The following is an 11,753-nucleotide window of genomic DNA, read 5'->3' as shown; positions in this document are numbered from 1 at the left end:
TACTAAGTACAGTTTTGTACAAGTAAGTTTGTAGCTTTTTTAAACGCAGAGGAACGCAAAGTGAAGCGCAGAGGGACGCAAAGTTTGAGCGGTAGATCCTGCATTGAATATGTTATTTATCTGCTGATATTTGACAAATACTGTCAAAAGCTACAGATTACATCTAATTTTTAGCTCGTTCTATACCACTAATTTTTAAAACATCACTCATGGTTGCACAGTAATTTTGCAAGCCAAAACTATCGGGATTGATGAATTTTTCATAAGTAAAATGCCGATAGTTCATGCAAAACCGATCCCAAGCGGCCATCTGAATGCGGAACAGAACAATAATTAAATTAGCCAAGGCTAAAGATATGGGAATACGAAAGTAAATCTTTTTGCCCAAATACGCGCAAAGTTCTTCTATTGCTTGATTAGCTGTTAACGGTGCTTGACCTAAAACAAGCCAACGTGGTTGATCGTTTTCGGGAGGATGATCGATTAAATATTGCACGACAGTGGCAATATCTTGTCCGTGGATAAAGTGAAAACTGCCATCTGCTTCCAAAAAGCGAATCAAATTGATATATTTCGTCACTTCTGGAATGCCAGAGGTGACAGCAGAATCAGGTTTATTGGCATCACCACCCAAAACTAAAGTCGGAAATACTGTGGTAATTTTGGGTGCGATCGCTAATTTTTCTTTTTTCTCTAAGCACTCATATTTGGAACGGATGTAATCTGTCCCAATTTCCCCGGCTTCTTTCAATGGTTGATTGTAGCGATCCAAAACGCTGGCTGTCGAAAAATAAATCACCTGCTGGCAACGTTCTGGATCTAGCAGTTCGAGCAACTCTATAGTCTTGACGACATTAATATCAAATGTCTCATCACCACCCCAAGCTGTGGCTGTGAGTACCGCCGTATCAATTGTGTATAGCAAATCGGCAAACTGGCGAATATTTTGCATATCACCTTGCAAAACGTTGATACCCGAACGTGCATTAGTATCAACTTGCAGTTTGCTTGGGTTCCTAACTAGTAGATACAGTTCGTGATCTGTTTCCTTAATTAAGGCTTCTGTTAAATAATGACCTACACAACCACTTGCACCAGTCACTAAAATCCGTTTCTGGCTCATAAAAAATTTATCAAAATTTAGAAGTTAAAACTAAAGAGTTAAGAATCAAGTTAAAAGTTCCGAATCAGGAGTTAAAAATTAAGTTAGGAGTGAGAAGTGAGGAGTTAAAAATAACTTTGCACTTCGCAACTGATAACTCCTAACTGATAACTCCTAACTCCTAACCCTTAACTCCTGCAAGGTTAAGTTCCTTTGCGGTTTCAAAGAAAAAAGCAACATTTTCTTCGGGAGTTTCTGGGAGGACACCGTGACCGAGATTGAGAATATGACCCCAATTACCAGCTTTGCGAACGGTATCAAGGATGCGATCGCGGATAAACTGTTTAGAGCCGAATAACACCCCTGGGTCAAGATTTCCTTGAACTTTGACTTGCTTACCCAATCTGGCTCGTGCGTCTGCCATATCTACAGCCCAGTCTACACTGACAATATCAGCGCCAGATTGTGCCATTCTTTCCAACACACCCGCACTACCGCTAACTAGCAAAATCAAAGGTGTATCAGGGTGGGTTTGCTTAACCTGCTGGAAAACTCGCTGCTGATAGGGGAGAGCAAAGGTATCATAATCTTGAGGGCTTAATTGACCCGCCCAAGAATCGAACATTTGGATAACTTGAGCGCCAGAGTCAATTTGGTAACGGGCATAGATGGCGATCGCATCTGCTAATTTAGCTAACAATTGATGCAATATCGTCGGATCTGAGAATGCCAGATTTTTGATGATGGAATAGGTTTTAGAACCTTTTCCTTCTACCGCATAAGCTGCTAACGTCCACGGCGCACCCACAAAGCCCAACACCGTTGATTTATCACCTACTTCCGAACGCAGCGCTTGCAAAATCGTTTTGATGAATGGGAGAGCTGCTTCTGGTTCTAAGGGATGCAAATTATCAATTTGTTCTTGAGTGCGGAGGGGTGAATGAATGATTGGCCCTTTACCTTCCGCGATGTCCATGTCAATGCCCAAACCAGGTAATGGGGTGACAATATCAGAAAATAAAATTACTCCATCTGGTTGGAAAGCTTTCCACGGTTGCAAGGAAACTTCAATTGCTACATCTGGAATTTCCGAGCGATCGCGAAATGAAGGATACTTCTCTCTTAAGTCTCGATATGCTTTCATATATCGTCCCGCTTGTCGCATCATCCATACAGGGGGACGATCTACTACTTCACCACGAGCAGCCCGTAAGAGATGAGGAGTCGTTGAATAAACACCCATTTATTACTTCATCCTATTTATGCCACTGTTTAGCTTATCATTCTGGGATTACGCTTTTCCAGCAGGTTTTCAGCAAAAGGCGAATAGCAGGGCATAATAGTAATATTTTATAATATTTTGATTATTTGGAATATAAGCGCTCGGTTGGCTTGACTAGAGTATTAATGCCAGCAAGCGCTACAACTTCTTGTTTTTTTGCCTTCTCCCATGAAATTATTGCTTTGAGTCCTACGTAGAAATACACCTTTCACTTCTGCATCAAGAGAACGTTTGAGGAAAACTGCATAACAAAATGTGCCTCTACGCCATGCTTAGAGACACATCCTTAAGGTTTTTCAACAGGGATCTGGATAAATTTAAATTTATCCTTTCACTGCTACTTTATGTTGTGAGCGTTTGAAGACTGACATCATACCACAAGCACCTATTGCTAACACACCTAACATCGCACTAGGTTCAGGAACGCTGGCTAGTCTATAGGCGTGGTTATCTGTTTCAAAGGCAACGCCATTTGAGCGCATCACAACTCGGTCAAATGTTTCTCCTGTATCAGCTACAAGATTGACAAACATATTAGCTTCCGAGCTAGTCCAACTACCATTAGCTGTAGCAGTTGGCACATCTGCACCACTAAAGGTCTTTAACAACTGATTACCTTTGTAAATGTCAACAAAGTTATAATCGTCTAATGAACCTGCATAAAAACCGAAGTAATTAACAGCTTCTTTGAACTTAATATTTACAAAACCACTGTCGCCTGCAACATTACTACCTACTGGAGAAATCGTCAGAAACTTGGTGTTATCCCCATAAGGTGAGGCGTATTGACCAGATACGCTACCTTCAACAATGTTACTAGTAATATTAGAGTAAGTAACAAATCCATTAGGATCATTTGCTGTGCCATCGTCAAAAGTGACAGTTTTGGCATCAGTGTAGCTAGAAAACGGGCCACTATTGACTTGCAGAGTTACTGCACTAGCTGGATTCGCGCTCATGACTACAGCAGTCATACCGAGTAAAGCCAAAGAGATTTTTTGCAGCATTCTAGTAACAAACCTTGAAGAACACAAAGATAATTAAGACTGAACTTTTCTTGAAACCTAGCTATGAAAAACTAGTTTCCTTACGCCAACAAATTAGAAAAAAATCACAAAGATTATTAGGTCTTTACATATGACTATTGTTGGGTAAAACAAGCTCAAAGATGTAAGTTGATCTTGATGCTTTGTAATCCTATTTTGATTTCTATAACTCGTAAAAGATACGGTATATATACTAAAATATCTTTAAAGATTAAGTGAAGACTCTTGTGCAGTTATAACTGAGAGGACAAACCTATATAAATGACTTTTGCTCACCACCAAGGTTAAGAACCAAAAAAATCACCATTTCTGGTTTGGTTTAGTTTCCAAGACTCAAAGCGATATCTAGGATGAGCTAACCTTAAATCTTTAGCAATAAGCATAGCTTAATGAAATTATTTAAAAGCTCTATTGAGAATAAACTGTGATTATTGACATAATATGCTCACCTTGGGCAAGGAGGGAGTGAAGAATAGGGACTGGTGATTGAGAAATAGGGTAAAACAAGAATCAATATTGAACTGAGGGTTGGGAATTGGGAATTGGTTAATAATCAATAGCTCTTCCTCCCCTACTCCCTCGTCTTCCTCATCTCCCTCATCCCCATTCCTACTCCCCTAACTCCTTATGCAAACTGACTCTAACAGTCCCGACCATCTTGCATCTGCTAGTAATGAGCCTAATCCAGGAAAGTATTTGATTCCGCGATCGCTGCGACAGAGGTTCTTTATTCAGTTTACCTTAATGACGCTCATTGGATGGGTTGTTGGTGGTGTTGCCAGTATCGCCTTAGAGAAAATTATTCTCCACAGTGTCTCATCTAATATTGCTACTCAACCACAAACATGGAGCATTTTAGTCAGAAGTCTCAGTAATGTTATATTTGCCATAATTTTTGCTGCTGACCAGAGCCTTGTCCTTTATCGGTATTTACCGGGTTGGCAGTGGCTATTTGCTACTAGCGTTGGTTGGCTGATTGCCAATGGCGTTTCTACAGCCTGGATTAACTATATTTCAACCATTGTCTCATCATCTCCTGAAGAAACTTTTATTTTGGAATTTCTATTTGCGATCGCTTATATTATTTCTGGTATTTGGCTAGGAATTTGCCAATGGCTGGTATTGAGGCGATACACAGCAGACATTTGGTGGTGGAATTTTTTACCCTCAATCTCTTTCTTGTTGATTACTATTTTGGTTTGGTTGCTTTTTATTGTGCAAAATTTGATTCCAGAAACCTACCGTAGTCCCATACTATATTGGAGTGGACAAGGACTGACAGCAGCGATTCTCGGAGCCATACCAGCAATTGGTTTGTGTACATTGAAAAGAAATTTGCACCCTAAAACTGGAGTTTCTTCGTGACTTTTATCGATAGTAACCAATACCCAGTTTGATTTATTTGTCATCCCAAATCATCTCTAAACGCTCTTGTGCTATCTTGAGAGCTTTTTCAGCAGACTCTCCTAGCAATGTCGCTTCTATCGCTCGACCAAGACTGTCAGAAATACGGCTATATCCAGCAATAATCGGTTGAGAACGTGCTACAGGTAGTTGGTCAAAAAACACTTTTAACATTGGTTTTTCATTGATAAATTGCTGATAAGCTTTGCTTTGAGCCGATGTGAGGGTAACTGGCAAAAAACCCGTTCCTATACACCATTCGGTTTGGAATTCCTCGCTCAAAACATACTCTAAAAATTTGAGTGCTGCTTGCTCTCTGGCTGGTGTGGTCTTCATCACAAATAAATTTCCGGTACCTGTGACTGTAGCAGGTCTGACACTTGCTGGTATGGGTAATACTTGATGATCGACCTCAGATTTCATGATTAAAGTCCAAGGGCCTGTTATTTGCATCGCTACACGACCTGCAATAAAAGCGTCTTCTTCATAACCTCGTTCTGGGGCAGAAAGCAATACTGAACCATCTTTTATGAGGTCTTGCCAAAATTTTAAGGCCGCGATCGCACCCGCATTCATTAAATTGGGGCGATTATTGATTACAATTTCTCCCTCAGCACCAAGTAAAAACGGGAACCAACTAAATACAGTCCATCCTCCTTTTCCTAAAGGCAGTAACATGCCATACTGTTCGGGGCGGCGATCGCCATTGCGGTCTATAGTTAATTTTTTGGCAACTTGTCTCAATTCATCCCAAGTCTTGGGTAATTCTGTGATACCGGCAGCTTCAAAAAGTTTAGGGCGATAAAAAATCCCAATATTACTGGTGTGCATTGGCACTGACCAAATGTGACCATCTAACTGCATTTCTTCCAGTAGATTAGGTCTAATATCTGATTTGAGAGGCGATTTGTCTAACCAATCTTCTAAAGGTCGAATTGCCCCTAATTCCACAAATTGACCTGTATATTCAGGATGGAATGCCAGCATATCTGGTGGCACATTGGCAACCACTGAGGTCAATATTTTTGGTAATTGAGGTTCACTCTCAAAGATAGATTGCACCTGAATATTAGGATGAGTCTGATTAAATTTATCTACTAGTTTTTGAAAGATATCTCGATTCGCAGGAGGATTAATAGCGTGCCATAGTGTCAGATGAATTACCCCATTTTCCTTTTGTCTTATTCCCTGACAACTAGATAAAAATATCAGACACAAACTTAGAATGATTCCTAAAATAAAAAAGTGCCGAGCCAACTTTCTCAACGAATACCAAAAATCTCGAATTTTGGGAGCTAAAAAATTACTATTCATACAAACTCTTTAAATATAAATATTAGGTAAAATAGCATATTCTTCAATTTATACTCATTCTGAAATAACTTGTTCTATCAAAACTTCTAATCTTTCAGCACAGCTAGCCGCACTAAATAATTGTGCAATTTCCTCAGAGCGTTCAATCTTCTCCTGAGGAGTTTTTACATGGTCAATAATGGCTGCTGCTAACGCATCTACATTACTTGGTGGTATTATTGTTCCACATTTAAGTACTTCAGAAATCTCACGTGGGCCAACTGGGCAATCAGTGGCAATAAATGTTACCCCACTAGCTACAGCTTCTACAAGAACCAGTGGTAAGCCTTCAAAATGGGAAGCAAGTATAACTGCTCTAGAGAGTGAGAAATAAGCTCTAGGATTGAGAACAGAACCGACAAATAGCACAATCTCGTCAATATCTAAAAATTTTGCTAGAGCTTGTATCTCTGTCTCTAAATCACCTTCCCCTAACAAAATTAGCCGAATATTTAAGTGATTTTCACTAACTTTAGCAAATGCTTTGAGTAAGGTTTTGTGGTCTTTTTGATGATGAAATCTAGAAGCACATACAAAGGTAATCAACTGCGAATTGTTCAACCAAGATTTGGCTGTAAGATGAAGAGGTTGGTTACTAATATCATCTATAGCTGGATTATATGATATCACAATTCGATGATGCTTTAACCCAATATTTACGAATCTTTGATAGAGAGAATTACAAACAAATATTAATCCACTAGCTTGCTGAAGCGCAAGCATATCGATTCTGCTAACAAGACTGATAAATAAGTTTTGAATCAATGCGCTAAGGAGGTTTGTTTTACGTTCAACGTATGATTCAGAAATATAATCGCTGTGAATATAGCTAATGTAGGGAACAGAGAAACTGCCAGGAATAAATTTAGATAAATAAAAGAGTTTAGTAATAAATGCAGTATGACAAACAATAATATCCGGTTTTTGTTCAGCAATCACCCTGCTTAATCTTATTGCTACCCATATTTGATGTATCATTCCCCCAATAATAAATAGAGTACCTGCAACTTTCATCACAATCACAGTTTTGGCTGCTTTAAAAGATACTATCCATTGTGACTCTAAAACAGTAAGCACCACAGTAGAAACTTCGTAGCCAGCTTTGGACTGAGAAGAAATTAGCGAATCAGCAACTTTTGGCGCTCCACCAATGTTATTCAAAACTATATGACAAATATGCATAGTTGCAGGTAGCGTTATACTGAGTGGATTGAGTCGAAGAAGAATTCAGTAGTCACAATCAAGACGCGACTCGAAAATACTCGCTATCCGCTAGTCTTACAGAATGAATTCTCTAAGACTAGCGGGGGTTTAGCCCATTCTAAATTCTGACTCCTGAATTCTGTTCGATAAACCGAATTCAAGTTTTTAGGTGAATGAGCGCTGTTCCAAAACATCCTTGGTAATGCTCGTTTCTGCTCTTGTATAAACGTAGGTTTGCGGTTCTGTAACTTTTTGAGTTTTGAAAATTTTTTCTGCTCGTTTCCAAAAGTCCGTATCTTCTCCATAGGGAATATTATTAAATCCCTGCAATTCAAAAAATACTCGCCTCTTACCAAAAAATGTCGGGCCTAAAACACATTCGCGTAAATTAATGATTTTACCTGGTTGAAAATAATCGGCGACAAAAATCTCTTCTTCAGAAAAAAATCCTCCTTCTATCAAGTCAATTTCTGGATTAGCATGCATGTATCTAAGTCGCGACTCCAGATGATTGGTTTTATATGTATCATCGCTATCAATAAATGTGATGTATTTGCCAAAGGAAGCTTGAATTCCGGCGTTTTTAGAGTACCCTAATTTTTTATTTTGGTGTTTTAAGTAACGTATATTATTAAATTTTTGCAAATATGGATTGACAATTTCAAAAGTATTATCTTGGCTACCATCATCAACTACCAACAGTTCCCAATCTTTAAAAGTTTGCTCAAGGACACTATTGATGCAAGTATTCAAATATTTTTCTCGGTTGTAGGTACAAAGTATAACTGAAATTTCGAGACTGAAGTCAAAGACAATAGGACTCATAAGAGTTTAGATGTTCAATTTGTAACTAGTTGAAAATTGTTCACACTAACAATCCAGCATCACAACCAAATAATAATGCTATTTGTGATTTATTCATTTATTCACTAAGGGATAGCTACACCCACCATTCACGGAGCGTCTCGTAGAGAAGGCATCGTACAATACTTGCTGTACAGTAAAGGTAAGTAAATTTTACCATTTATACTATACTGCTTGACTCCCTGAGGCAATTTTGCAGACTTCAAAAAACACTACTTAAACATTATTGTCCTAAAGATGGCATTTTCCTTATTTTTCCTTTCGGGACTATAGCCTAGATTAGTGGGCGTGTCTATACAATTACAAGTGCAGCGGTTCCCACTCAAATGCGGTACGAAATTTTATCACAAGGTGTAGGGGTAATATCCTGCGGGAAGTCGCAACTCTTGGAGAGGCTTGTCTGCGACACGCTCCGCGAACGCGAACGCGTCTACATGAATTGCCCCTACGGGCGTACCTTATTTGAACAAGAACCGCTATACCTGCTGATTAATCGCATTTGGCAACCTATCGCTAAGATTGAAATTTGCTCTGGCTCTCTCAACTGTGGTACTATTACTACCTGTTATCCATCTACAGTATTTATCAATGCAGCCATCAAATTTGGAAATTAATAGAAACTTCTGGAACGAGTATGCTCAACAGTGGAGTAAATATAATTTTCAAATTCCTAACGATCAAATTGCACAGCCTGAAAAAGATTCTTCCATAAGTTATTTAGGTGATGAATGGGGGACAGCAGAAGATGTGGAAGAAATTATTTGTGAATATATTTTCCCATTTTTAACTAAAAACAGCACAGTTGCAGAGATAGGTGTTGGTGGTGCTAGAATTGCAGCTAAAGTAGTTGAAAATGTCGAAAAGCTATACTGTTTTGATGTAGCACCAGCAATGCTAGATAAGGCAAAAGAAAGGATTGGACACTATCATCAGGTAGAGTTTCATTTAATGGAAAACTCTGAATTTGAAGCCGGGTTGAGTGAAACATTTGATTTCATATATTCTTTCGATGTTTTTGTACATTTGGATATACCAACAATTTGGAAATATTTAAACAGTATTTATAAAATACTCAAAGAGGGTGGGAGAGCTTTTATTCATACTAGCAGTATAACCACACCCAATGGTTGGACAAGGTTTTGCAGCAAAGCAGATAGTGAAAATTTGTATTATCCAACTTCACCAGAAGCAATTAAGTGGCTCATAGAAAAGGCACAGATGACTGTGATTAAAGAGTCTACGCCAGATGGAAATAACTTTTATCTGGAACGTGATTATCTGGTGGTGATACAGAAATAGTTCAACTTTTGAGTGCAAATTGTAGGTTATGACTGAATACAATTATAACCATGTGATCGCCTCTGTTTCTAACCTGTAAATACTTCTAATTATAGCAAAGCTCATTAGTACCGCAAGGCGGGATTGAAAATTCAAAATGAATACAATGTAAGCGTTTCATTGATTGAGAATAGGTGGTTTATTTACACCGTGTTGTATTAGGGGCAATTGCCTTTAATAAATCACCTAATTATATGTTTTATGCGAGAATTATTGTTTCCAGATTGCATAAATTATTAAAACTTAGATTTTTGAAAAAAAGTAAGTATAAAAGATTGATTCAGTTTAAGATATAGAATATTGAGTTAATGATAATAGTTAATTAAATTCATGGTTAAGCATCCCGCTCCAGCTTTCTTAAGCGATTATTGGCAAAATTCATTTAACTTAAAACAGCATCTACAGGAATTTTTGCATTTAGATTCAGAAACACTAGAAAAAAGATTAGCAACAGGACAAGAAGAAATGGCCGAGTTAGGCCATAAAGATTTTGATTGGGAAAAAGCAACAGACTTTTATCGCGAACAAGTGGGAGAAGTTTATTTATTTGAGTTGGGAGCTTGGCATCTAGAACAAAGTCAAAATATTGAAAACACGTTACATTTGATTGTAGATCATGCTCAAGGTCGGGTGTTAGATTTTGGTGGCGGGATTGGGACTCATGCACTTAATGCTGCCCTTTGTCCACAGGTTGAGCAAGTAATCTATTGCGATCTTAATCCTATTCATTATGATTTTGTGCGTTATCGAGCTGAACAGATGGGTTTGAGCCACAAAATGAGTTTTTACTTAGAAATGCCGGAAAAAGAGACTTTTGATACTATCATTTCTTTTGATGTTTTAGAACATTTGTCAGACCCCACTCAACAGTTACTAAAGTTTTATCAAGCGCTGACACCTACTGGTAAAACAATCTTGAATTGGTATTTCTTTAAAGGCTTTAATCAAGATTATCCTTTTCACATTGATGATCCTCAAGTAGTAGAGACTTTCTACAGGACGATTCAGAGCAAATTCTTAGAAGTTTTTCACCCTTATTACTGTACAGCTCGTTGCTACCGGAAATGGGATTGAGTTTAAGAGGCGATTAGAAATCGCGGCTACACGAGACAAAACCCTTGATTTTTCACGCTTTACACGGAGGTGGACTTGGTTTGTGTAGTAGCGAATTCTATTCGCCTAATGCTTTTCAAACATCCTCTAACTCAAGCCCCACAGTAGTTTTTACATGTCAGGATAAAATAGTGGGTTCATAAACTAACATGAGTATCATACCAAGGTTCCTGGATTTTAAGCTTGTCTAGGAATATTTTCCCTATGGGGAACCGATAAATAATCCCATTCACTCCGATTATTTTATAAGTCCAAAAAATGCCTTTGTAGACTTTGATTACTTCATTTTCAGAAAGCCAATTACCTGGGGTTTCTTCACCAAAAAGTCCGCTAGCGCCATATTGAAACTGATGTGGGATATATTGACCTTCTCGTGCTGGTGAAGGGCAGATTTGTTTAGGTACGTGCCCTTGACTGATGGCTTTGAATTTATGATAACCAAGTTCTTTTAATAGCGCAAATTCTTCCAGCAGTTCTTTCCAAAAAGTCTTGGTTGATTCTATAGATAAGAACTGTGGTTTAGTATTAAACTGCCGTAATGCTTGTATACATAATAAATCAGCACCTTCAATATCTACTTTGAGATAGTAGGGAATGCCAAACTCCTCCAAAATTCTTTCAAATCTGCGCCCTTCTACAGTTATCTCAATAGAAGGCGCATCAAAAGAGCTTTTGTTCCGAATAGCCCAATCTGGTGAAGTTGTACCCCAAAAGCTTCTCTCCAAGTTGGCGTAAAATGTGACTGGCTCATCTTTCGGTGATATAGCAATATTTAGGAGGGTAAGTTGACCCTTTTCTATGTATAAATTCAGTCGCTTTTTTGTAGCTTCGTAAAGCTTAGGATGAGCCTCAATACCAACAACCTGAAAGCCTTTTTTTAAGTAAAATTCTGTATCTTCACCTGTGTGAACGCCGACATCAATTATTAAGTTTTTATCCATCAATCACGTTTCCCTTGAATAATCATACAAGCGTTCAAACATGTAATATTTTACACTATCTATAGTTTTTATATAGAAATGCTACCAAAAGGAACTTTTGATACACT

The 11,753-nt window shown here is 38.2% G+C and carries 11 protein-coding genes; 4 read left to right on the top strand and 7 right to left on the bottom strand.

Annotation, left to right across the window (positions count from 1 at the left end; genetic code table 11):
- Positions 1–163: 163 nt before the first annotated feature.
- The 3 genes from HWQ39_RS18915 to HWQ39_RS18905 all read right to left on the bottom strand — a co-directional run bounded on the left by HWQ39_RS18915 (position 164) and on the right by HWQ39_RS18905 (position 3,391).
- Positions 164–1,123, bottom strand: a complete 960-nt coding sequence (locus tag HWQ39_RS18915; RefSeq protein WP_292848279.1) for an NAD(P)-dependent oxidoreductase — start codon at positions 1,121–1,123, stop codon at positions 164–166.
- Positions 1,124–1,283: 160 nt separating this feature from the next.
- Positions 1,284–2,345 (bottom strand): uroporphyrinogen decarboxylase, encoded by a 1,062-nt coding sequence (hemE, locus tag HWQ39_RS18910; protein ID WP_292848276.1) that lies wholly within the window; start codon positions 2,343–2,345, stop codon positions 1,284–1,286.
- A 362-nt stretch (positions 2,346–2,707) separates the two neighbouring features.
- A complete protein-coding gene (locus HWQ39_RS18905; RefSeq protein WP_292848273.1) occupies positions 2,708–3,391 on the bottom strand; it encodes a PEP-CTERM sorting domain-containing protein in 684 nt (227 codons plus the stop codon).
- Between the two features lie 666 nt (positions 3,392–4,057).
- On the opposite strand from HWQ39_RS18905, the gene HWQ39_RS18900 reads away from it, so the two are divergent.
- Positions 4,058–4,795, top strand: coding sequence for a hypothetical protein (locus HWQ39_RS18900; protein ID WP_292848270.1), 738 nt, complete (start codon positions 4,058–4,060; stop codon positions 4,793–4,795).
- 33 nt (positions 4,796–4,828) lie between these two features.
- Here HWQ39_RS18900 and HWQ39_RS18895 read toward each other — a convergent pair whose 3' ends face one another.
- The 3 genes from HWQ39_RS18895 to HWQ39_RS18885 all read right to left on the bottom strand — a co-directional run bounded on the left by HWQ39_RS18895 (position 4,829) and on the right by HWQ39_RS18885 (position 8,215).
- The gene (locus tag HWQ39_RS18895) at positions 4,829–6,148 is read right to left on the bottom strand and encodes an ABC transporter substrate-binding protein (RefSeq protein WP_292848267.1); all 1,320 of its coding nucleotides are present in this window, start codon (positions 6,146–6,148) and stop codon (positions 4,829–4,831) included.
- 54 nt (positions 6,149–6,202) lie between these two features.
- Positions 6,203–7,369 carry a glycosyltransferase gene (locus HWQ39_RS18890; protein WP_292848264.1) on the bottom strand — a complete coding sequence of 389 codons (1,167 nt, stop codon included), beginning with the start codon at positions 7,367–7,369 and terminating at the stop codon, positions 6,203–6,205.
- A 186-nt stretch (positions 7,370–7,555) separates the two neighbouring features.
- Positions 7,556–8,215, bottom strand: coding sequence for a glycosyltransferase family A protein (locus HWQ39_RS18885; protein ID WP_292848261.1), 660 nt, complete (start codon positions 8,213–8,215; stop codon positions 7,556–7,558).
- Positions 8,216–8,580: 365 nt separating this feature from the next.
- Here HWQ39_RS18885 and HWQ39_RS18880 point away from each other — a divergent pair, with 365 nt between their 5' ends.
- From HWQ39_RS18880 to HWQ39_RS18870, 3 genes are all read left to right on the top strand, one after another.
- Entirely contained in the window at positions 8,581–8,868 is a 288-nt protein-coding gene (locus HWQ39_RS18880; protein ID WP_292848258.1) for a hypothetical protein, read from the top strand.
- Positions 8,843–9,553, top strand: a complete 711-nt coding sequence (locus HWQ39_RS18875; protein WP_292848255.1) for a class I SAM-dependent methyltransferase — start codon at positions 8,843–8,845, stop codon at positions 9,551–9,553. Before HWQ39_RS18880 ends, HWQ39_RS18875 begins: the two co-directional genes overlap by 26 nt.
- 369 nt (positions 9,554–9,922) lie before the next feature.
- The gene (locus tag HWQ39_RS18870; protein WP_292848252.1) at positions 9,923–10,666 is read left to right on the top strand and encodes a bifunctional 2-polyprenyl-6-hydroxyphenol methylase/3-demethylubiquinol 3-O-methyltransferase UbiG; all 744 of its coding nucleotides are present in this window, start codon (positions 9,923–9,925) and stop codon (positions 10,664–10,666) included.
- 176 nt (positions 10,667–10,842) lie between these two features.
- On the opposite strand, the gene HWQ39_RS18865 is transcribed toward HWQ39_RS18870, so the two are convergent.
- Positions 10,843–11,646, bottom strand: a complete 804-nt coding sequence (locus tag HWQ39_RS18865; RefSeq protein ID WP_292848249.1) for an FkbM family methyltransferase — start codon at positions 11,644–11,646, stop codon at positions 10,843–10,845.
- Positions 11,647–11,753: the final 107 nt, after the last annotated feature.

Origin of the sequence: Nostoc sp. NMS8, from assembly GCF_017115045.1 — a bacterium.
In the GTDB taxonomy this organism is placed as follows: Bacteria; Cyanobacteriota; Cyanobacteriia; order Cyanobacteriales; family Nostocaceae; genus Nostoc.
This window is presented reverse-complemented; position numbering and strand designations above follow the sequence as displayed.

Bases quoted from the DNA above. Each gene is read 5' to 3' on its own strand.
- HWQ39_RS18885 (WP_292848261.1), bottom strand. From the start codon at position 8,215: ATGAGTCCTATTGTCTTTGACTTCAGTCTCGAAATTTCAGTTATACTT.
- HWQ39_RS18875 (WP_292848255.1), top strand. From the start codon at position 8,843: ATGCAGCCATCAAATTTGGAAATTAATAGAAACTTCTGGAACGAGTAT.
- HWQ39_RS18900 (WP_292848270.1), top strand. From the start codon at position 4,058: ATGCAAACTGACTCTAACAGTCCCGACCATCTTGCATCTGCTAGTAAT.
- HWQ39_RS18915 (WP_292848279.1), bottom strand. From the start codon at position 1,123: ATGAGCCAGAAACGGATTTTAGTGACTGGTGCAAGTGGTTGTGTAGGT.
- HWQ39_RS18865 (WP_292848249.1), bottom strand. From the start codon at position 11,646: ATGGATAAAAACTTAATAATTGATGTCGGCGTTCACACAGGTGAAGAT.
- HWQ39_RS18895 (WP_292848267.1), bottom strand. From the start codon at position 6,148: ATGAATAGTAATTTTTTAGCTCCCAAAATTCGAGATTTTTGGTATTCG.
- HWQ39_RS18905 (WP_292848273.1), bottom strand. From the start codon at position 3,391: ATGCTGCAAAAAATCTCTTTGGCTTTACTCGGTATGACTGCTGTAGTC.
- HWQ39_RS18890 (WP_292848264.1), bottom strand. From the start codon at position 7,369: ATGCATATTTGTCATATAGTTTTGAATAACATTGGTGGAGCGCCAAAA.
- HWQ39_RS18870 (WP_292848252.1), top strand. From the start codon at position 9,923: ATGGTTAAGCATCCCGCTCCAGCTTTCTTAAGCGATTATTGGCAAAAT.
- HWQ39_RS18880 (WP_292848258.1), top strand. From the start codon at position 8,581: ATGCGGTACGAAATTTTATCACAAGGTGTAGGGGTAATATCCTGCGGG.
- hemE (WP_292848276.1), bottom strand. From the start codon at position 2,345: ATGGGTGTTTATTCAACGACTCCTCATCTCTTACGGGCTGCTCGTGGT.